Here is a 20,550-nt window from a genome sequence, read left to right on the forward strand (position 1 = left end):
GTCAGGCCGATCCCGGCTCACCTGTTCCGCCGCTACGCTCGGCGGTCATGGTGGCATCCAGGATCGCGGTGCTGGGGCGCAACGCCATGTCCGTCGATGATCCGGTACTGCGCGGCGACGACCTGGGCGTGCTGCACGGCGACGGGCTCTTCGAGACGATGCACCTCCGCGACGGGATGCCGTGGCTGCGGGACGAGCACCTGCACCGGATGTTCCGGGCCGCCTCGGCCGTCGAGTTGACGCTGCCGCCTCGGGCCGTCCTGGTCGGGCTGCTCGACGCGGTCCGGGCGGGCTGGCCGGCCGGGGTGGAGGGCGCACTGCGGCTGGTCTGCACCCGGGGTCCGGAAAGCGGCGGTCCGCCGACCGTGTACGCCACGCTCACCGAGGTCCCGGCGGCGGCCCGCCGCGCCCGGGTGACCGGAATCACGGTGGCCAGCCTGCCGCTCGGCGTGCCCGCGGCATCCCGTACCGCGCTGGACTGGCTGCCCGCGGGCATCAAGTCGACGTCGTTCGCGGCGAGCACGGCCGCCCGGCGCTGGGCGCGCCGGGCCGGTGTGCAGGACGTTCTCTGGATCTCCTCCGACGGGTACGCCCTGGAGGGACCGACCGCGAACCTGGTGTGGCTGGTCGGCCGCACTCTCCGCACGGTGCCGGCCGCCAGCACCGGCATCCTGCCCGGCACCACCGCCGGCTGGCTGCTGGCGCACGCGGCCGACCTGGATCTCACCGCCGACGAACGGCTGGTCACCCCGGCCGAGCTGCACGCCGCCGACGGCGTCTGGTTCACCTCGTCGGTACGCGGCCTCGTCGAGGTGACCGCGCTGGACGGCAACCCCCGTCCCCCGTCCCCGAACACGCGCGCCCTCCAGGAACTCCTGGGATTCCCCGTCGAGCAGACGTGATCACGAGGTTGACGGGCGCCTCCGCTGCCGGCGGGCCCGTCACCCTCGTGATCGACGGAGGTGGGGGTCAGCCGCCGACGCGGACGAGACGGGCGGAGAGGTGCGGGTTGAGCCCCTGGCCGACGGCCGCCATCTCCTGGGCGTAGAGCAGCGCGCCCTCGACGATGCCGAAGAGGCGGTGACCGGCGGTGACCTCCTTGGCGGTCGACGTCCGCACCACCGCGTCGGTGACCAGCTCGACCTGGGTCCCGTTACGCCGCCCGAGGTACAGCTCCATCACCCCGGTCGGGTTCGTCATCAGCACCTCGAGCTCGTCGGTGGCCCGCTCACCGTCGAGCACCGGGCGCCACCAGCCCACCTCCCGGCCGGCCGGGCGCACCGGGCGGCTCTGCTCGTCGAGGACCCACGCGCGCGACTCGTAGAACAGGAACGGACGCCCGTCGTGGCTGATCCGGATCTCCTGCGCGAAGTCGAAGTCCTCGATGGTGGGGTAACCGCCCCGCCCGCGGCCCCGCCACACCCCGATGTACGGCAGCAGGCCGTCCAGCGTCGGGTGCAGCTTCGGGCCGACCCGCAGGTCGTGGCTCTCCTCGTACGGGTACGGGTCGACCGGCGGCGCGTTCAGCCACGGCGGCGGCGCCAGCGGGTTGTCGTCCGACGGGTTCGCGCTCACCGGATCTCCTTCGCTCGCGACTGCGGGGCTCGCAAACCCGGCTCACTCCTCGCGCTCACCAGTTACCTCTCGAAATGCGTACGGCCAAGTAGATGAGGCCACCGGCGAGCGCGCCCAGGCCGGCGACCAGCAGGCTGACGAACCCGATCTCGGTAACCATCGCGGCCATCCTATGCTGGGCCCCATGGCCCGTACTCTCGTCGTCAAGGCCACCGCGGGTGCGGACGCGCCGGAGCGGTGCGCCCAGGCGTTCACGGTCGCTGCCGCGGCTGCCGCGTCCGGGGTGGAGGTCTCGCTCTGGCTGACCGGCGAATCGACCTGGTTCGCGCTGCCCGGCCGCGCCGAGGAGTTCGAGCTGCCGCACTCGGCCCCGCTGGCCGAACTGCTGCACGTGGTGCTCACCACCGGCACGGTGACCGCCTGCACCCAGTGCGCCGCCCGGCGGGAGATCGGCCCCGACGACGTGCTGCCGGGCGTACGGATCGCCGGCGCGGCGGTCTTCGTCGAGGAGGCGATGGCGGAGGGCGCGCAGGCGCTCGTCTACTGACCGCGCCCCGCAAGACCGTTCTCCCGTCACCGGCTCGGTGACCAGATCTGATACCCGCCCGAAATGCCGGGTTGCTGCCTACGCTTCTGCTGTGAGCGAGGCCATCGAGCGGTTCTTCGAATCGCTGCCGGCGCGCGCTCCCGAGATCCTGCGCGGGCTGGTGAGCGGCACCCTCCAGATCGATCTCTCCGTGACCGGAGGCGTGACCGAACACTGGCTGGTCATGATGCGGCCCGGCGCGGTGATGGTGAGCCGCCAGCGCGGCCCGGCCGACGCCATCTGGTACAGCAGCGCGGACCTCTTCGAGCGGATGGTGCGGGGGCAGGCACAGGGCATCGCCGCGGTGCTGCGCAACGAGAGCACGTTCAGCGGGAACGTCGTGCTCTTCCTCGTCTTCCGCAGGTTCTTCCCCGACCCCCCGGGCACCCGTGACCCCCGCGAGGTGGCTCGGCAGCAGGCTGGGCGGCCGGCGTGAACGACCTGGTCAGCATCCTGGACGGCAACACCTTCCTGGTGACTGACCAGCGCGGCGACGTCGAACCCTCCTTCGACTTCCCCACCGGCCTGTTCTCGTTCGACACCCGCTTCCTCTCCACCTGGCTGCTCACCCTCGACGGGGAACGCCTGCACCCACTCTCGATCGACGACGCCCGGTCCTACCGCACCCGGTTCTTCCTGGCCCCCGGCGAGCCGACCCACTACCTGGACGCCAAGGTGTCGGTGATCCGCAGCCGTGCCATCGGTGGCAGCTTCAACGAGGAACTGACAGTGCTCAACCACTCGGGAGAGCAGGTCGAGTTCCGGCTGCGGCTCGACATCGGCGCCGACTTCGCCGACCTCTTCGAGGTCAAGAGTCCCCGGCAGAAGAAGGGCCGGGCGACGGCGATGGTGAACGGCGACGAACTCCGCCTGATCTATCGCCGCGAGGCGTTCCACCGGGAAACAGTGATCACCACCAGCGAACCGGCCGACATCGACGTGGCCGGCATGACCTTCCACGTCCGCGTCGACCGGCACGGCGAGTGGACCACGCGGCTGCACGTGGCGACCGTCGTGTACGGCGCACGCGGCGAGGACATTCGGGCCAGCCTGCGGTACGGCGGCAGCCGGGACATGGCCGCCATCGAGGCCGAACAGAGCGAGCTCATCGAACGGGCACCGAAACTCGGCTGCGACTGCGAGCCGCTCGCCACCGCGTACCGGCAGAGCCTCGACGACCTCGCCGCCCTGCGCTACGAGTCGATCGCTCTCGGCGTCCGCCTGCTCGCCGCCGGGCTGCCCTGGTTCATGACCCTCTTCGGCCGGGACAGCATGTTCACCTCGCTCCAGGTGCTGCCGTTCCTGCCCGAGCTGGTCCCGCCCACCCTCCAGATCCTGGCCGGTCTACAGGGGCATCGGGTGGACGATTTCCGGGACGAGGAGCCGGGGAAGATCCTGCACGAGCTCCGGTACGGCGAGTCGGCCGGCTTCGAGGAGCAGCCCCACTCCCCGTACTACGGTTCCGCCGACGCCACGCCGCTCTTCGTCATCCTGCTCGACGAGTACGAACGGTGGACCGGCGACAGCCAGCTCGTGCTGCTGCTCGAATCGGCGGCCCGGGCGGCGTTGGGCTGGATCGACACCTACGGCGACCTGCTCGGCACCGGCTACATCTGGTTCCAGACCCGCAACCCGCAGACCGGTTTGCAGAACCAGTGCTGGAAGGACTCCCCGGACTCGATCTCGTTCTCGGACGGGCGGCTGCCCGGCTTCCCCCGGGCCACCTGCGAGCTCCAGGGCTACGCCTACGACGCGAAGATGCGGGGAGCCCGGCTCGCCCGCAAGTTCTGGAACGACCCGGAGTACGCCGACCGGCTCGAACGCGAGGCGGCGCAGCTCAAGGAGCGGTTCAACCGTGACTTCTGGATCCCGGAGAAGGAGTACTTCGCGCTCGCGCTCGACGGCGACGGCCGCCAGGTGGACGCCCTCTCCTCCAACATCGGCCACCTGCTCTGGAGCGGCATCGTGGACGAGACGCGAGCCGGGCGGATCGTCGACCACCTGCTCGGGCCGCGGCTCTTCTCCGGCTGGGGCGTCCGTACCCTCGCCGACGACCAGGGGCGTTACAACCCCATCGGCTACCACGTGGGCACGGTCTGGCCGTTCGACAACTCGATCATCGCTTGGGGACTGCACCGGTACGGCTACCGGGAGGAGGCAGGTCGGATCTGCGACGCGATGCTCGCCGCCTCCCGCTACTTCAACGGCCGGCTGCCCGAGGCGTTCGCCGGGTACGAGCGCAGCCTCACCGACTTCCCGGTGCGGTACCCGACCGCGTCCAGCCCGCAGGCCTGGTCGACCGGCACGCCGCTGTTGCTGCTGCGGGTCATGCTCGGCCTCGAACCGCAGGGCGAGCATCTCGTGATCGACCCGGCCGTTCCGGAGGGCATGGGCCGCATCGAGCTGCTCGACATCCCGGGGCGCTGGGGCACGGTCGACGCCCTCGGTCGTAGTCGCACCCCGCTGGACGGCCGCCGTCCCTGACCTCGTTCGCCGGGCGACTCGCCCGTCGACCGGGAGGCACCGCCACCTGGGCGACGAACTCGTGGTCACCCGGCAGCCGACGGGAGGGTCAGGGGCAGCCGGTGGTGGCGGCCAGATGCGGGTCGTCGGCTGCGGCGTCGGCCAGGACGACGGTCCGGCCCGTGCGGTAGGCGTACGCCTCCACGGTTTCGAGCATCGGGCCGCCCGTGGCGAGCGGGGCGAGTGCGGTGGCCGGGACCGCCGGGCCGGGCTCGCCGGCGGAGCGGGCGGTACGGGCGAGGCCACCGCCGGGGCAGGGCGCGGTCACCAGCTCGGGGGCCGCCTCGACGGAGCCATTGAGGGCGCGCTGAGCGTCGGCGAGCGCGGCCACCTCGGCCCCGGGCGTCGTGGTGCTCGCCTCGCCGGCGTCGCCCCCGGTGGGCGGGTATCCGGCACCGACCAACCGGCAGCCGGTGTCGACGGTCAGCTGGAACCGCCGCTCGCCCGCGGCGCGTCCCGTGACGGCGACGAACTCGCCGGCATCGGCGCGCAGCCGCAGCCCGTCCGGCGTCGTCCGCACCCCGGCCCGCCAGCCGGCCGGCAGGCGATCGGCGATCCCCTCCAGCAGCTGCCGCTCGTCACCTTCGGTCGCGGCCACCGACACGCTCCGGGTCAGGGTCGCGCCTTCGGCCAACGGGGTGACCCGGCAGCCCCGCTCGACCTGCGGCGGCGCCAGCTCCAGCACGTTGGCGCCGGCGGCCGCGACCAGCTCACCCACGACCCGGTCGACCAGTGCGCCCGCCTCGGAGAGGGTGCGCTGTTCGCGCACCGTCGGCGGGTCGTCGTGCACCGACGTCCAAGCGAGCGCGGCGAGCAGCAGCGCCCACGCGACGGTCGCCGCCAGCAGCCAGCGGCGACGATTGGGGGCCGGCGCGTCAGGACCGGTCGGCGGGGCGTACCCCGTCTGGACAGCACCGCTCACCGAGCCATCGTGTCACGCGGTGCCCGACGATCCGGACCCGCGTCGATGGTGGGACCGCCCGGCGGCCGGTAGTGGCCCGGGTACGGCCGGGGCCGGCCACCCGCGTGGGTGACCGGCCCCGGACGATCAGAGCGCGGGTCAGGAGGCGACGGCGACGGACACCTCGGTGATGCCCCGGCCGACGGTCACGGTGGTGTCACCGTTGCCGTGCCGGGAGAGCGCACGCAGGGTCCAGGTGCCCGGCGCCGCGAAGAAGCGGAACTGCCCGGCCGCCGAGGTCACCACCTCGGCGGTGAACTCGCCGGTCGAGTCGAGCAGCCGGACGTACGCGCCGGGCACGACCTCACCCTCGGCGGCGCGGACGACGCCGCTGATCACGGTCTCCTTCTCCAGGTCCAGGTTGGCCGGCAGGGGCGCGGCCTGGTCGGGTGCGGCGCAGCCCGCAGCGGTGGAAGCAACAGGAGCAGTCACGTCTCACACCTCCCCCGGCTCGTCGCCGAGCGCGACCGGCACGCCGACCAGCGAGCCGTACTCGGTCCAGGAGCCGTCGTAGTTCTTCACGTTGCGATGCCCGAGCAGCTCCTGCAGCACGAACCAGGTGTGCGAGGAGCGCTCGCCGATCCGGCAGTACGCGATGGTCTCCTTGCCGTCGTCCAGCCCCGCGTCGGCGTAGATCTTGCGCAGTTCGTCGTCCGACTTGAAGGTGCCGTCCTCGTTGGCCGCCTTCGACCACGGCACGCTGAGCGCGGTCGGGATGTGCCCGGCCCGCTGCGCCTGCTCCTGCGGCAGGTGGGCGGGGGCGAGCAGCCGGCCCGCGTACTCGTCGGGGGACCGCACGTCGACCAGGTTCTTGGTGCCGATGGCGGCGACCACCTCGTCGCGGAAGGCGCGGATCGAGGTGTCCGGCTCCTGCGCGACGTACCGGGTGGCGGGACGGGTCGCCACGTCCTTGACCAGCGGGCGGGCGTCCAGTTCCCACTTCTTGCGACCACCGTCGAGCAGCTTGACCTCGCGGTGACCGTAGAGCTTGAAGTACCAGTAGGCGTACGCGGCGAACCAGTTGTTGTTGCCGCCGTACAGCACGACGATGTCGTCGTTTCCGATCCCACGCTCGGAGAGCAGCGCTTCGAACTGGTTCTTGTTCACGAAGTCCCGGCGTACCGGATCCTGCAGGTCGGTCTTCCAGTCCAGCTTGATCGCCCCGGCGAGGTGGCCGGTGTCGTAGGCGGAGGTGTCCTCGTCGACCTCGACGAAGACGACTCCCGGGGTGTCGAGGTTCTTCTCGGCCCAATCGGCCGACACGAGTGCGGTGTCGCGACTCATCAGATCACTCCCTGGTGAGGATGGGTGGTGAGCCAGCGCGAAGAGCGAAGGTTGTCGATGTCGCACCACGCGCGGGACCCACGGTTAGGACGGATCACGGGTTCGTGCGACGGCGCCGCTGCCGGGCGGATGGGGTGGGAGCACCGGAGGGTACGCGGACCCTGCGGGCCGATGGCCGCGTCAGGCGGCCGAGGACAGCCCCGCCGTCAGATGACGGGACGACACAGGCAGGTGGCCACGCGGCACAGGTCGACCGCGCGCCGTTTGGTGAGGAGAGTCCCCATGGACAGCGAGCCTATCAGCCATCTTTCCGGACGCCAGGGCACCGACCAGCATCCGGGAACCGGCCGCCGTGCACGTCCCGCGGGGTCAGCCCGCGGAGTTGATGGGCACGTTTGTCGCGTCGGCGGTGACCGCCAGCCCGTCCGGCGTCGGCCGGACCTCGCGAACGGCAAGCTGGAACGGCAGCTCGGGCAGGGGCACGTCGATCGAGATGCTGCGGGCGTAGTTGTTCAGCAACGTACGCGCCACCGGGACGTTCGGCAGCCCCTCGGCGTTCAGGTCGTTGAAGCGGAGGCTGACCTTGCCCTGCTCGCTGATCGCCACGTCGGCGGTGCCGGTGACGGTGAGCTGCTGGCCGAGGACGTCCACCGGCGCGGTGACGCCCAGCTTCCCGCCCTTCTCGCTGAGCTTGAGCCCGGGCCGGTCGAGCAGGGCGGCCAGGCTGTCGTAGCTGACGGTGGCGGTGCCGTGCACCGTCTCGGCGACCACCTCACCCTGCCCGGAGCGGATGGTGTCCAGCGAGGCGCTGACCTGACGGGCGTCCACGTCGAGCTTCGGCAGGCTGATCGCGTCGCCCTGCACCGAGCCGCGGACCTCGCGCAGCACGATCGAGATGCGCTCGTACCGGCCGTTCAGCACCTGGGTGAGGAACGGGAAGCCGCCGACCTCCACCTCCGGCGGCGCGGACTGGGCGCCCTGCTTGGCCACCTCCTGGCGGACCTGATCGGTGATGGCGCGCTCGGCCACCCCGACGGCCACCCGGTCGGCGACCACCAGGATCCCGACCAGCAGCAGGAGCAGGACGACGAGCACGACGAGCGCCCGGCGACCCCGTCGCCGGGGACGTTCCACATACGCCGGTTGGGCCTGGGCCACGCCGCCTCCTGTCGGTACGCCGCTTCGCGGCTCGTCCTGTCACGCCCGCGAAGTCGCGACGGCTCGTCGTCACCGGTGCCGCGCCGCGGCGCCCGCTTGGTACCCGGGCGGCATCGAACTCAACCGTACGTTCAGAGGAAGAGCATGCACATCGCGTACGCGGCCGGGGCGGCCAACGCGAAGCCGCCCAACGGGCCCTGCATGTGCCGGGCGACCCACATCGTCGGCGCCTCACCGGCCATCAGCCGGCCCGCTTCCGCGTAACCCACGGCGAGGTCGGCCAGCACCGCGGCGACGGCCGCGACCAGGCCGATGATCGCGGCCTTGGTCGGCGTGAAGGGGGTGACGAGGTAGCTGCCGAGCACCGCGCTTACCAGCGTACCGACCATCGCGCCGCCGACCACGCCGGCGGCGCCCCTGGGCACCTGCGGGGCGAGCCGGGGCCAGGGCGCCACCGCGTCGACGGCCCGGGCGACGGTGAGCGCGACGCCGCTGGCGGTCAGGCAGACGGTGATGGCCTGGGTGCCCGCCGGGACCCGGCTCAGGACGATCAGCGTGCCGAAGGCGACCACGCCGACCACGATCAGCAGGGTGCTGCCGAGCGAGTCGGTGACCCGCACCCGATCGACCCGGCGCACCAACTGGCCGAGCACGCCGAGGATGAAACCGCCGGCCGCGACGTAGCCGAGCGGCGCCAGCCCGGCGACCCCGGACTGCACCGCCGCGGCGTCGGCCGCCACCGCGACCCCGACACTGACCAGGGCGACCAGCAGCAGCGCGGGCGGCCGCATGGCCATCGTCCAGGCCAGCACGAAGAGCAGCTGGACGCCGAGAATGATGATCGCGAAGGGCAGCCGGTGCCCCGGCCCGGAGGTCTGCGCCCCGAGCACCAGGCCGATCCCGAGTAGCAGCGAGAAGCCAGCGGTGGCGAGCGAGAGCGGCCGCCGGACCTCGACCGGCGGCAGCTCCTCCTCGTCCGGCTCGACCGTCGCGTCGTCCGGTCTCCGGGCCGGCTCACCGCCGCGGCGGATCCGGCGGGGGCCACGGCGCTCGCGGCGCTCACCGCCGTCGACGTCCGGCGCGCTACGCGGCTCCGGCGGCGGACCGTAGGGCGACCCGGGCCGGGGCCCGTCGGACCACGAGTCACGGCCGGTCTCGGGCGAGGTGGAGGGAAACACGTCCCGATCGTGCCAGACCGGCCGCGCGGAGCCGAGGCCCCGCCCGGGGTACGGCGGTCACGGTTTCGGCAACGTTAAAACCTAAGCCCCTAACGCGGGCAAACCGAACAAACGGAAAACTTTCCAGAGGGTGCGGGAAGACCGATCGGTTAGGCTCGTGCCGTTACCCCGCCCGTCAGAGACGCCGGGACCCACGCTAGTTCTCAGCACACCCGTCGGCCGGAGTGTCGCTGGTCGCGCGCGGCCACGAGGCCGCCGGGACGGAGGTGATCGTGGAGATCCTGCTGCTCGTGGGCGCACGCGCAGGTGAGCCGTCCGCCGTGTTGCCGGCACTCGACCTCTTGCCGCACTCGGTACGCACCGCGCCGCGCGACGTACGCACGCTGGTCGCCGGTCCGAGCCCGGACGCGGTCCTGGTGGACGCCCGCTCCGAGCTGACCGAGGCCCGGGCGACCTGCCGGATGCTGCACGCCACCGGCCTCGGCGTACCGCTGGTCGCGGTGGTCACCGAGGCCGGGCTGATCGCGCTGAACGCCGACTGGGGCGTCGACGACGTCATCCTCGCGTCGGCCGGCCCGGCCGAGGTGGAGGCTCGCTTGCGGCTCGCCGTGGGGCGGCACAACAACGCGGTCGCCGGCACGGGTGGCTCGATCCGGGCCGGGGAGCTGACGATCGACCCGGACACCTACGCCGCGAAGCTCAAGGGACGTCCGCTCGACCTCACGTACAAGGAGTTCGAGCTGCTGAAGTTCCTCGCCCAGCACCCGGGCCGGGTGTTCACCCGTGACCAGCTTCTGCGTGAGGTCTGGGGATACGACTACTTCGGCGGCACCCGCACGGTGGACGTGCACGTCCGGCGACTGCGGGCCAAGCTCGGCTCGGAGTACGAGTCGATGATCGGCACGGTGCGCCAGGTGGGCTACAAGTTCGTGGTGCCGCCGTCCCGCCCGCTGCCCGAGTCGGAGCCCGCGCCGCTACCGGCCTGATCCGGGTTCCTCCGGGCTTTCCCATATGCCCTTTTTGCGCAGCTCGCCGGTTTTATTCTGACTGCGAGTTTGTCAGCGAAAAGGGACGGCGGTACGCGCGATGAACACGGGGGGCGGCAGCCGGCTGAGCGGCCGGGTACGAGCGCTGTTGCGGCCCGGCTCAACCGGACGCGCGGCCGCGATCGTCGTCCTGGTGGTGGCCGCGCTGCTCGGTTCGGCGTACGTGTTGGGCCGGAGCCTCATCCCGGAGCGGCCGCGGCACGGCGCCGCCGGGGTCACCAGCGACCTGAACGGCGGCAACTACGCCGACCAGCCCCCGGCCGAGCCCACCGTCAGCGAGCAGGCCGAGCAGGACGGCACCGAACCGCCCAAGCCGACCGAGGCCGGACAGGACGGCTCGTCGCGCGACGCCACCGGGAACAACCTCTTCGGGGCGCACGCCACCACCGGCGACGACCGGGTCGCCCTGACCTTCGACGACGGCCCGGATCCGCAGTACACCCCGCAGGTCCTCGCCGCACTGCGGGAGTTCGGCGTCCGGGCCACGTTCTGCCTGGTGGGCGAGATGGCCGAGAGCCACCCCGACCTGGTCCGGGCGATCGTGGCCGACGGACACACCCTCTGCAACCACTCCTGGAACCACGACGTCACGCTCGGCAACCGGTCCCCGGACGCGATCCGCGCCGACCTGCTCCGCACCAACCAGGCCATCCGGGCCGCTGCCCCCAACGCGCCGATCGTCTGGTACCGCCAGCCCGGCGGCGCCTGGACCTACCCGGTCGTCTCCGTGGCGCACGCGCTGGGAATGACACCGCTGCACTGGACCGTGGACCCGTCGGACTGGGAGGCACCGGGGGCCGCGAAGATCGCCACGACCGTTTCCTCCCAGGTCGAACCCGGTTCCGTGGTGCTGATGCACGATGCCGGCGGGAACCGGCAGGGCACCGTGGAGGCCCTCTGGCAGCTCCTTCCGGAACTGACCGCGCGGTTCGACCTGGAGGCCCTGCCCACCGATCGGACGTGAGCCGATCGCACCGGGGGCCGGCGACCGCCGGAACGGACCGGGCTACGGTGAACGGATGAGCAGCGCCGAGCCCACCGTCGACCAGGTGACCCGTGCCGACCGGCTCTCCCCCACGGAGATCGCCGACGTGCTGGCCCTGGCCCGGGCCGCCGGCGACACCGACGGAGCCGACCCCTTCGACGAGCACACCCTGCTGCGCCTGCGCGACCCCGAGGCGCCCGCAGTGCACCTGATCGCCCGGGCCGGCGACGGCACGCTGAGCGGGTACGCCCACCTGGACACCACCGACCCTGCCGCCGGTGTCGGAGTCGAGCTGGTGACGCATCCCGCGCGCCGGCGGAACGGCGTCGGGCGGGCGCTGGCCCGGGGCGCGGTGGCCGCGGCCACCGGCCCGCTGCGCGCCTGGGCGCACGGCGACCACCCCTCCGCCGCCGCGCTCGCGGTCGACCTCGGGTTCACCCGGGCCCGGGTGCTCTGGCAGCTGCGCCGCTCGCTCACCGCCCCGGTGACCGAGCCCCGCCTGCCCGACGGGGTCACGCTGCGCGCCTTCCAGCCGGGGGTCGACGACGACTCCTGGCTGGCGCTCAACGCCCGGGCCTTCGCCGAACATCCCGAGCAGGGCCGGTGGACGGCCGAAGACCTGCGCGTACGGCTGGCGGAACCCTGGTTCGACCCGGCCGGTTTCCTGCTCGCCGTGGAGGAGTCGACCGGCCAACTGCTCGGGTTCCACTGGACCAAGGTGCACGAGCGCCCGGGATCGGCCCGCATCGGTGAGGTGTACGTGCTGGGGGTGGACCCGGCGGCGCACCGCGGCGGGCTGGGCCGGGCGCTGACCGCGGCCGGGCTCGCGTACCTGCGTGACCGGCGCGGGCTGGACCGGGTGATGCTCTACGTCGACGAGTCGAACAGCCCGGCCGTCGCCCTCTACGAGCGGCTCGGGTTCCTGCGCTGGTCGGCGCACGTCAACTACCACCTGGGCTGAATCGAGCGGCGCATTCCGCCCGGCCGGACGAACGCGGAGGCGGGGCCCGCCGAGCCTCTCCACCGACCCGACGCCGGAGGCGCCGTTGGCGTCTCCGGCGGATAACGGGGGCGCCTCGGTGAGATAACGCAGCACCGGAAAAATACCCATACTTCCGACACGCGCCCGCGAGTTCACTTAACGGACAACCCACCCTCAGTGATCGGTCACCTCGTCTGCCGAACCTGTTCACCCTTCGTTCACTTACGACCGGCAAGCCGGTCACCTGGCGCTCCTAGCTTGTGGAATCGGCCGGTCACTACCGGTTCCCCCGGGCGACTACCGGGGCGCCAAGTCAGACGTGAAGGGAAACCCCTCAGGTGAAGCTCCAGCGGTATGGCACGATCGCCTGCCTCGCTGTTACTGCGGCGCTCGCTCTCAGTGCATGCGGCTCGGACAACAACGAGCCCGCGACCGGCGCCAGCGCCTCCGGCTCGGCCGCCGCGGTCGACTGCGCCACCGGCACGGTCAACGCCCAGGGTTCCTCGGCCCAGAAGAACGCCATGGCCGAGTGGATCAAGGCGTACCAGCAGAAGTGCCAGGGCAGCACCATCAACTACGAGCCGACCGGCTCCGGCGCGGGCATCCAGGCCTTCATCGCCGGCACCGCCGACTTCGCCGGCTCCGACTCCGCACTCAAGCCGGAGGAGCAGCCGCAGGCCGACGCCAAGTGCGCCGGCGGCACCGCCATCCACCTGCCGATGGTCATCGGTCCGGTGGCCGTCGCCTACAACGTGAGCGGTGTGGACAACCTCCAGCTCAAGCCGGCCACCCTGGCGAAGATCTTCGCCGGCAAGGTCACCAAGTGGGACGACCCGGCCATCAAGGCCGACAACCCGAGCGCCACCCTGCCGTCGACCACCATCCAGACGGTGCACCGCTCGGACGAGTCCGGCACCACCGACAACTTCACCAACTACCTGAGCAAGACCGCCGAGGCGGACTGGACCTTCGGCAAGGCCAAGGCCTGGAAGGCCCCGGGCGGCACCGGCTCCAAGGGTTCGGACGGTGTGGCCACCTCGGTCAAGGGCGCGGACGGCTCGATCGGCTACATGGAGTGGTCCTTCGCCGAGAACGCCGGCCTCAAGATGGCCAAGATCGGTAACGGCGCCGGCGAGTTCGCCGAGCTGACCGCCGAGAACGCCGGCAAGACCATCGCCGGAGCCACCATCGAGGGCCAGGGCGACGACCTGAAGCTGTCGATCGACTACAACACCAAGGAGGCCGGGGCCTACCCGATCGTCCTGGCGACGTACGAGATCGTCTGCGGCAAGGGCCTCGCCGCCGACAAGCTGCCGCTGGTCAAGGGCCTGCTCGGCTACGCGGCCAGCACCGAGGGCCAGAACTCCTTGACCGAGCTGGGCTACGCGCCGCTGCCGGAGAGCGTCCGCACCAAGGTCGAGGCCGCGGTCAAGAACATCTCCTGACCTGACCCCACACCTCCGCAATCGAATCGAGCGAGCAGATGGGTGAAACCCCCCACCGCTCGGCCGACGCCGGCACCGGCGGGACTCGCGTGACCGAAAGTCACGAGTGGCCCGCCGGTGCCTCGGCGCGTGTGGCCGAGGCACCAGTCAGCACCCGTACCCCGGGCGGCACCGGGCTGGGCGGCGGCGGCGCGCTGCCCCGGGCCCGGGCATTCGGCGCCGAGCGGGCCTTCCGCGGCCTCACCCTGGCTGCCGGCACCGCCGTCCTGGTCATCATCGCGGCGATCGCGGTCTTCCTGGTCGCCAAGGCGGTACCGGCGCTGCGCGCCGACACCGCGAACTTCTGGACCTACGAGGGCTGGTCGCCCAACGAGGCGCAGCCGAAGTTCGGCATCGGCACGCTCGCGTTCGGTACCGTGCTCAGCGCGGCACTGGGCCTGCTGATCGCGGTCCCCGTGGCACTGGGCATCGCGCTCTACCTCTCCCACTACGCGCCGCGCCGCGTCGGCACCACGCTCGGTTTCCTGATCGACCTGCTCGCCGCGGTGCCGAGCGTCGTCTTCGGCCTGTGGGGCCGGGAAATCTTCATCAACCCCGTCCGGGACTTCTCGGTCTGGCTGAACAAGTACTTCAGCTGGATCCCGCTCTTCGGGGGCGAGGGGCCCTTCGGCAAGTCCATCCTGCTCGGCGCGCTGGTCCTCGCGATCATGGTGCTGCCGATCGTCACCTCGCTCTCCCGCGAGGTGTTCCTGCAGACCCCGACCGCCAACGAGGAGGCCGCCCTCGCCCTGGGCGCCACCCGCTGGGAGATGATCCGCACGGCGGTGCTGCCGTACGGCCGCCCCGGCATCATCGCCGCGGTCATGCTCGGCCTGGGCCGGGCGCTCGGCGAGACGATCGCCCTCGCGATGACCCTCGGCATCACCTTCGGCATCTCGTTCAACCTGATCCAGAACGGCGGCAACACGATCGCCGCGAACATCGCCAACGCGTTCGGCGAGGCGAACGAGACCGGACGGGGCGCGCTGATCGCCTCCGGCCTGGTGCTCTTCGCGATCACGCTGATCGTCAACATCACCGCGCGGGTGATCATCTACCGCCGCCGGGAGTTCACGGAGTCGGCCGCATGACCACCACCGTCACCAGCCACCGCCCCCGCCCGGCCACCACGCCGGACACCCTGCGCACGAAGCGACTGCCGCGGTACGCCGCGCCGGCCATCGCGCTCGCCGCCCTGCTGGTCGCGGCGGCGGTGGTGCTCGGCGCCGGCATCGGCAACTGGGTGCTCGTCGTGGTCCTCGGCGCGTTGCTCTACCTGATCGGGCTCTACCTCGCGGCGAAGGCCGTGGAGGGGGCGCGCTCGGCCCGCAACCGCACCTGGAGCGCACTGATCCACTCGGCGTTCGTGCTCGCCGTACTGCCGCTCGCGTCGGTGGTCTGGACGCTGCTCAGCAAGGGCGTCGAGCGGCTCGACGGCGACTTCTTCCTCACCTCGATGAACAACATCGGGGCCAGGGACGCGAACGGTGGGGCGTACCACGCGATCATCGGCACGCTGGAGCAGGTCGGCATCGCTACCCTGATCACCGTCCCGCTCGGCATCCTCTGCGCCGTCTACATCGTCGAGTACGGCCGGGGCAAGTTCGCGTTCGCGATCCGGTTCTTCGTCGACGTCATGACCGGTATCCCGTCGATCGTCTCCGGCCTCTTCGTACTGGCCTTCTGGGTGCTGATCGTCTCCCCGTGGTTCAACGACGGCCGGCCCAGCTTCTCCGGGTTCGCCGCCGCGCTCGCGCTGAGCGTGCTGATGCTCCCCACGGTGGTCCGCTCCACGGAGGAGATGCTCCGGCTCGTCCCGGCGCCGCTGCGCGAAGGCGCGTACGCCCTGGGCGTGCCCAAGTGGAAGACCATCCTGCGGGTCGTGCTGCCGACGGCGCTGCCGGGCATCGTGACCGGCGTCATGCTCGCCATCGCCCGCGCGGCCGGCGAGACGGCGCCGGTGCTGCTCGTCGCCGGCGGCGGCGCGGCGATCAACTTCAACCCGTTCGAGAACAACCAGTCGTCGCTGTCGCTCTTCGTGTACCAGCAGGCCGGCGACGCGTCGCGGTTCTCCCCCGCCCGGGCGTGGACCGCGGCTCTCACCCTGGTAGCCCTCGTCCTGATCCTGACGATCGCGGCGAAGCTGCTGGCCCGTCGTAACCGGCTCGGCCGATGAACTTCGGAGGTACCACCACCATGGCCAAGCGCATCGAAGCCTCGAACGTCACCGCCTACTACGGCGGCTTCAAGGCGATCGAGAACATCAACCTCACCGTCGAGCCGAAGACCGTCACCGCCCTGATCGGCCCGTCCGGCTGCGGCAAGTCGACCTTCCTCCGCTCGATCAACCGGATGCACGAGGTGCTCCCCGGTGCCCGGGTCGAGGGCAGCCTCACCATCGACGACCAGGACATCTACGACCGGGACGTCGACGTCACCGCCGTCCGCCGCATGATCGGCATGGTCTTCCAGCGGCCCAACCCGTTCCCCACCATGAGCATCTACGAGAACGCGGTGGCCGGGCTGCGCCTCAACGGCGTACGGAAGAAGTCGATCCTCGACGAGGCCGCGGAGAAGGCGCTGCGCGCGGCGAACCTCTGGGACGAGGTCAAGGACCGGCTCGGTAAGCCGGGTGCGGGTCTCTCCGGCGGTCAGCAGCAGCGGCTCTGCATCGCCCGGACGATCGCCGTCGAGCCGCAGGTGGTCCTGATGGACGAGCCCTGCTCGGCGCTCGACCCGATCTCCACGCTGGCCATCGAGGACCTGATGTTCCAGCTCAAGGACAAGTTCACGATCATCATCGTCACGCACAACATGCAGCAGGCCGCCCGGGTCTCGGACCGTACGGCCTTCTTCTCGATCGAGAAGACCGGCGACCCCGGCCGCCTCATCGAGTACGACAACACCCAGAAGATCTTCAGCAACCCGACCCAGAAGAAGACCGAGGACTACATCACCGGCCGCTTCGGCTGACCCGCCCCACCCCGCCCCTCCGGCGGCGCACTTTCACGGAAAGAGTGGCCATTCCACGGGGGATGGCCACTCTTTCCGTGAAAGTGCGCGCTTCTCTGGGGAGGGGGGCGGGCGGGAGCGGGGGGTCAGTGGAGGCGGAAGTGGGGGGTGTCGTTGTCGGGGTCGTCCAGGTGGGGGGTTACGGGGGTAGCCGCGTCGCGGGTGGTGGCGGCTCGCACGACACCGCTCAGGTCGCCGGCCGCGGCCACCTGCGCCAGCGTCACCAGGGTCGGCGGCAGCATGTTCAGTTCGCCCGCCTCCGCCTTCGCCCGGGCGTCCGCCGGCGGGAGCCAGAGCGTGCGATCGGCCTCTCGCGACACGTGCCGGGGCCGCTGACCCTCGGGCAGCAGGGCCACGAAGAAGTACGTGTCGAAGCGGCGCGGCTCGAACTCCGGCGTGATCCAGCGGCTCCACGGCAGCAGCAGGTCGGAGCGGAGAGTGAGTCCCCGCTCGGCGAGCAGGCCCGCGAAGCCGACCTCGCGCTGCTCCAGCGCGACCCGGGCGGCCTCCCAGTCGTCCCCGCTCACGTCGCCGACAACGCTCGCCGCGTCCGCGCCGGCGAGCAGCACGCCGGCCTCCTCGAAGACCTCCCGGGCGGCCGCACAGACCACCGCCTGCGCGGCGTCCGGCGCGAGCCGGAGCCGTTCGCCCCACTCGGCCGGCGTCGGACCGGCCCAGTCCAGGTGGGTCTCGGAATCCGACCGGTCCACCCCACCGCCCGGGAAGGCGTACATCCCACCGAAGGTCATCGCGGCGACGCGACGGATCAGGTACACCTCGAAGCCGGGGCCGGCCGGACGGAGCAGCAGCACGGTGGCGGCCACCCGGGGCACCGCCGGCACCCCGCCCTCGGCACGGAACCGCCGGGCGTGCTCCACCAGAGCCGGCGGCGCGGGGAAGCCGTCGGGGTCGATCGTCATGCCGTGAGCCTAGTCGCGCCCCCGGGAGCGCATGATCGCCCGTTCACCTGGCTGGACTAGCGTTGCCGCCATGACTCGTTGGGGCATCCTGGCCACCGGCCACATCGCCGCGCGCTTCGCCGAGGATCTCCGGCTGGTGCCGGACGCGGAGCTGGTCGCCGTCGGTTCGCGTACACCGGAGAGCGCGAAGCTCTTCGCCCAGAAGCACGACGTGCCGCGCGCGTACGGCTCGTGGGCGGAGCTGGCCGCCGACCCGGAGGTCGACGCCGTGTACGTGGCGACGCCGCACTCCGCCCACCACGCCGCCGCCATGACCTGCCTCTCGGCCGGGCGGGCGGTGCTGCTGGAGAAGCCGTTCACGCTCGACGTGGCGACCAGCAAGGAACTCATCGACACCGCCCGCGCCGCCGGGGTCTTCCTCATGGAGGCCATGTGGATGCGGACCAACCCGGTGATCCTGCGCCTGGTCGAGCTGATCGCCGACGGCGCGATCGGCACCGTGACCAGCGTGCAGGCCGACTTCGGCGTACCCGGGCCGTTCCCGCCCGAGCACCGGATGCGTGCCCGGGTGCTGGGCGGCGGCGCCCTGCTCGACCTGGGCATCTACCCGATCAGCCTGGCGCACCTGCTGCTCGGGGTACCCCAGCACGTCCGCTCGTGGGCCAAGATCGGCCCGGAGGGCGTGGACGAGAACACCGGTGTGGTCCTCGGCTACGACTCGGGCGCGGTCGCGACGCTCAGCTGCGGCATCATCGGGGCCACCCCGCTGGTCGCCTCGATCACCGGCACCGCCGGCCGGATCGACCTGCCGGCGCCGTTCTTCCGGCCCGACTCGCTGACCCTGCACCGGGCCGGCGCCGAGCCGGAGACCGTCTCGCTGGACGTGCCCGGCGGGGGCTACCAGTACGAGGCGATCGAGGTGCAGCGCTGCCTGGCGGAGGGCCTGCTCGAGAGCCCGCTGGTGCCGCACTCCACCACCCTCGAGGTGATGAGCCTGCTCGACACGATCCGCGGCCAGATCGGCGTCGACTACGCGTGAGCGTCGATCGGATGTGAAACAGGGGCCCCGGTCGTCGCTTCCACGACGACCGGGGCCCCTGTCCGATCCGGGCTCGCTCCGGCATGGCCCGGCGAGCGGTGGCTCAGCCGAAGAGCGGGCGCACCACCAGGTACGCGATGCAGGAGATCAGCGCCGCGGCGGGGAACGTGATGATCCAGGCGAGCACGATGTTGCCCGCGACGTTCCAGCGGACCGCGGAGAGCCGCTTCGTCGCGCCCACGCCCATGATCGCCGAGGTGATCGTGTGGGTGGTGGAGATGGGGGCCTTGAGCACCAGGGCGTTGAAGTAGAGCACCGCGCTGGCCACCGTCTCGGCGGCGAAGCCCTCCGGCGGGCCCAGGTCGATGATCTTGCGGCCGAGGGTGCGGATGATCCGCCAGCCGCCCGCGTAGGTGCCGAGCGCCAGCATGGTCGCGGAGGTCCAGAAGACCCAGCCCGGGATGTGGGTCTTGCTCTCCTGGAAGCCGCCCGTGTAGAGCGCGAGGACCACGATGCCCATGGTCTTCGCCGCGTCCTGCATGCCGTGGCCGACCGACATGGCTGCCGCCGACGCGGTCTGCGCCCAGCGGAAGCCCCGGTTCAGCTTGCCCGGCTGCCCCTTCCGGAACAGCCAGAGGATCGCGAGCATCACCAGGTAGCCCAGCGTGAGGCCGACGATCGGCGAGAGCACCATCGGCAGGATGACCTTCTCGACGATGTTCACCCACTGGACCACACCGCCGGTGGCGAGGAGCGTGGCGCCGACCAGGCCACCGAACAGGGCGTGCGAGGACGACGACGGCAGGCCGAAGTACCAGGTGATGAGGTTCCAGCAGATCGCGCCGAGCACTCCGGCGAAGACGACACCGAGGCTGCCCACCCCGGTGGGTAGCGTGACCAGGCCGTCGCCGACCGTCTTCGCCACGCCTGCGCCGAAGTGCGCTCCGACGAAGTTTCCGACGGCGGCCAGCAGGAGGGCGACCCGGGGTGTCAGCGCCCGGGTGGAGACGCTCGTCGCGATCGCGTTGGCGGCGTCGTGGAAGCCGTTGGTGTAGTCGAACACCAGGGCAGCCGCGATCACCGCCAGAACGGCGATGAGTTCGGGGGTCACAGGATCAGGACTCCTTGACCGCGATGGTCTCGACTGTGTTGGCCACGTGCTCGAAGGCGTCGCACGCGGCTTCGAGCTCGTCGGCGACCTCCTTCATCTTCAGCACGGTCAACGCGTCGTACTCGCCGGAGAAGAGGCGGACGAGCAGCATCCGGTACGCCTGGTCACCGTCGTTCTCCAGCCGGTTGCACTCGATCCAGTAGTCCTCGAGATCCTTCATCGACTTGAGCCGGGGCATCGCCTCGGCGGTCAGCTTCGCCTGCTGGTCGAGCACGTTGACCAGCTCGTGCATCTCCCGGGGCAGCGACGGCAGCTTCGTCAGGCCGTACAGGTAGAGGAGGTTCCCCACCGCCTCCAGGTGGTCCATCACGTCGTCGAGCAGCGACCCGAGCCGGTAGATGTCCTCCCGGTCGAACGGGGTGATGAAGGTAGAGTTGATCTTCTTGTACAGCTCGTGGGTGATCTGGTCGCTGTCGTGCTCCACCTCGGTCAACCGCTCGCTGACCGACTGCACCTCGACACCGGGCAGAGCCAGCTCGTTGAGCAGCTCGGTGCCCCGAACCAGGTTCTGCGCGGCCCTGGTGAAGAGCTCGTAGAAGGCCCCCTCGGTGGGGCGGAAGGAAAACTTCACAGCACGGACCTCGTCGTGTCGGTGGAAGGGTGGCGGACGCCGCCAGGACGCCTGCCCTGGGAATGCTAGGGAACG

At 71.4% G+C, this 20,550-nt stretch carries 23 protein-coding genes; 12 read left to right on the top strand and 11 right to left on the bottom strand.

Annotated elements, in window-relative coordinates:
- The first annotated feature begins 47 nt into the window (after positions 1-47).
- Positions 48-902 (top strand): aminotransferase class IV, encoded by an 855-nt coding sequence (locus BXA10_RS02085; RefSeq protein ID WP_076466883.1) that lies wholly within the window; start codon positions 48-50, stop codon positions 900-902.
- 67 nt (positions 903-969) lie between these two features.
- On the opposite strand, the gene BXA10_RS02090 is transcribed toward BXA10_RS02085, so the two are convergent.
- The gene (locus tag BXA10_RS02090) at positions 970-1,575 is read right to left on the bottom strand and encodes a heme-binding beta-barrel domain-containing protein (protein WP_076466885.1); all 606 of its coding nucleotides are present in this window, start codon (positions 1,573-1,575) and stop codon (positions 970-972) included.
- A 55-nt stretch (positions 1,576-1,630) separates the two neighbouring features.
- Positions 1,631-1,735 carry a small membrane protein MtfM gene (gene mtfM, locus BXA10_RS32385; protein ID WP_267900765.1) on the bottom strand — a complete coding sequence of 35 codons (105 nt, stop codon included), beginning with the start codon at positions 1,733-1,735 and terminating at the stop codon, positions 1,631-1,633.
- Between the two features lie 12 nt (positions 1,736-1,747).
- Between mtfM and BXA10_RS02095 the strand changes: the two genes are divergently transcribed.
- The 3 genes from BXA10_RS02095 to BXA10_RS02105 all read left to right on the top strand — a co-directional run bounded on the left by BXA10_RS02095 (position 1,748) and on the right by BXA10_RS02105 (position 4,645).
- Entirely contained in the window at positions 1,748-2,122 is a 375-nt protein-coding gene (locus BXA10_RS02095; RefSeq protein ID WP_076466888.1) for a DsrE family protein, read from the top strand.
- 91 nt (positions 2,123-2,213) lie between these two features.
- The gene (locus BXA10_RS02100; RefSeq protein ID WP_076466892.1) at positions 2,214-2,597 is read left to right on the top strand and encodes an SCP2 sterol-binding domain-containing protein; all 384 of its coding nucleotides are present in this window, start codon (positions 2,214-2,216) and stop codon (positions 2,595-2,597) included.
- A complete protein-coding gene (locus tag BXA10_RS02105) occupies positions 2,594-4,645 on the top strand; it encodes an amylo-alpha-1,6-glucosidase (protein WP_076466894.1) in 2,052 nt (683 codons plus the stop codon). The genes BXA10_RS02100 and BXA10_RS02105 overlap by 4 nt, the downstream gene beginning before the upstream one ends.
- Positions 4,646-4,733: 88 nt before the next feature.
- Here BXA10_RS02105 and BXA10_RS02110 read toward each other — a convergent pair whose 3' ends face one another.
- From BXA10_RS02110 to BXA10_RS02130, 6 genes are all read right to left on the bottom strand, one after another.
- On the bottom strand, positions 4,734-5,606 hold the full coding sequence (locus tag BXA10_RS02110) for a hypothetical protein (RefSeq protein WP_076466896.1): 873 nt from the start codon (positions 5,604-5,606) through the stop codon (positions 4,734-4,736).
- Between the two features lie 138 nt (positions 5,607-5,744).
- On the bottom strand, positions 5,745-6,077 hold the full coding sequence (locus tag BXA10_RS02115) for a DUF1416 domain-containing protein (protein ID WP_076466898.1): 333 nt from the start codon (positions 6,075-6,077) through the stop codon (positions 5,745-5,747).
- A 3-nt stretch (positions 6,078-6,080) separates the two neighbouring features.
- A complete protein-coding gene (locus BXA10_RS02120; RefSeq protein ID WP_076466900.1) occupies positions 6,081-6,929 on the bottom strand; it encodes a sulfurtransferase in 849 nt (282 codons plus the stop codon).
- A 206-nt stretch (positions 6,930-7,135) separates the two neighbouring features.
- On the bottom strand, positions 7,136-7,213 hold the full coding sequence (locus tag BXA10_RS32525; protein WP_311202345.1) for an Ms5788A family Cys-rich leader peptide: 78 nt from the start codon (positions 7,211-7,213) through the stop codon (positions 7,136-7,138).
- Between the two features lie 85 nt (positions 7,214-7,298).
- Positions 7,299-8,087 carry an LmeA family phospholipid-binding protein gene (locus BXA10_RS02125; protein ID WP_076466902.1) on the bottom strand — a complete coding sequence of 263 codons (789 nt, stop codon included), beginning with the start codon at positions 8,085-8,087 and terminating at the stop codon, positions 7,299-7,301.
- A gap of 131 nt (positions 8,088-8,218) precedes the next feature.
- Positions 8,219-9,265, bottom strand: a complete 1,047-nt coding sequence (locus BXA10_RS02130) for a hypothetical protein (RefSeq protein WP_076466904.1) — start codon at positions 9,263-9,265, stop codon at positions 8,219-8,221.
- A 266-nt stretch (positions 9,266-9,531) separates the two neighbouring features.
- Between BXA10_RS02130 and BXA10_RS02135 the strand changes: the two genes are divergently transcribed.
- The 7 genes from BXA10_RS02135 (at position 9,532) to pstB (ending at position 16,735) form a co-directional block, all read left to right on the top strand.
- Positions 9,532-10,251, top strand: a complete 720-nt coding sequence (locus BXA10_RS02135; protein ID WP_217696720.1) for a winged helix-turn-helix transcriptional regulator — start codon at positions 9,532-9,534, stop codon at positions 10,249-10,251.
- Between the two features lie 124 nt (positions 10,252-10,375).
- Positions 10,376-11,275, top strand: a complete 900-nt coding sequence (locus BXA10_RS02140; protein WP_425436018.1) for a polysaccharide deacetylase family protein — start codon at positions 10,376-10,378, stop codon at positions 11,273-11,275.
- 55 nt (positions 11,276-11,330) lie between these two features.
- Positions 11,331-12,257, top strand: coding sequence for a mycothiol synthase (gene mshD / locus BXA10_RS02145; protein ID WP_076466908.1), 927 nt, complete (start codon positions 11,331-11,333; stop codon positions 12,255-12,257).
- A 359-nt stretch (positions 12,258-12,616) separates the two neighbouring features.
- A complete protein-coding gene (pstS, locus tag BXA10_RS02150; protein ID WP_076466910.1) occupies positions 12,617-13,723 on the top strand; it encodes a phosphate ABC transporter substrate-binding protein PstS in 1,107 nt (368 codons plus the stop codon).
- 38 nt (positions 13,724-13,761) lie between these two features.
- Positions 13,762-14,853, top strand: a complete 1,092-nt coding sequence (gene pstC / locus BXA10_RS02155; protein WP_076466912.1) for a phosphate ABC transporter permease subunit PstC — start codon at positions 13,762-13,764, stop codon at positions 14,851-14,853.
- Complete coding sequence (pstA, locus tag BXA10_RS02160) at positions 14,850-15,938, top strand: phosphate ABC transporter permease PstA (protein ID WP_076466914.1); 1,089 nt, start codon at positions 14,850-14,852, stop codon at positions 15,936-15,938. Before pstC ends, pstA begins: the two co-directional genes overlap by 4 nt.
- 20 nt (positions 15,939-15,958) lie before the next feature.
- The gene (gene pstB / locus BXA10_RS02165) at positions 15,959-16,735 is read left to right on the top strand and encodes a phosphate ABC transporter ATP-binding protein PstB (protein ID WP_076467348.1); all 777 of its coding nucleotides are present in this window, start codon (positions 15,959-15,961) and stop codon (positions 16,733-16,735) included.
- 125 nt (positions 16,736-16,860) lie between these two features.
- On the opposite strand, the gene BXA10_RS02170 is transcribed toward pstB, so the two are convergent.
- Positions 16,861-17,694, bottom strand: coding sequence for an NUDIX hydrolase (locus tag BXA10_RS02170; protein ID WP_076466916.1), 834 nt, complete (start codon positions 17,692-17,694; stop codon positions 16,861-16,863).
- 70 nt (positions 17,695-17,764) lie between these two features.
- Here BXA10_RS02170 and BXA10_RS02175 point away from each other — a divergent pair, with 70 nt between their 5' ends.
- Positions 17,765-18,733, top strand: a complete 969-nt coding sequence (locus BXA10_RS02175; RefSeq protein WP_076466918.1) for a Gfo/Idh/MocA family protein — start codon at positions 17,765-17,767, stop codon at positions 18,731-18,733.
- A gap of 103 nt (positions 18,734-18,836) precedes the next feature.
- Here the strand turns inward: BXA10_RS02175 and BXA10_RS02180 are convergent, their stop codons facing one another.
- Both BXA10_RS02180 and BXA10_RS02185 read right to left on the bottom strand, forming a co-directional pair.
- A complete protein-coding gene (locus BXA10_RS02180; RefSeq protein WP_076466920.1) occupies positions 18,837-19,844 on the bottom strand; it encodes an inorganic phosphate transporter in 1,008 nt (335 codons plus the stop codon).
- 4 nt (positions 19,845-19,848) lie between these two features.
- The gene (locus tag BXA10_RS02185; RefSeq protein WP_076466922.1) at positions 19,849-20,475 is read right to left on the bottom strand and encodes a DUF47 domain-containing protein; all 627 of its coding nucleotides are present in this window, start codon (positions 20,473-20,475) and stop codon (positions 19,849-19,851) included.
- Between the last annotated feature and the right edge of the window lie 75 nt (positions 20,476-20,550).

Origin of the sequence: Micromonospora avicenniae (assembly GCF_900156065.1) — a bacterium.
GTDB lineage: Bacteria > Actinomycetota > Actinomycetes > Mycobacteriales > Micromonosporaceae > Micromonospora > Micromonospora avicenniae.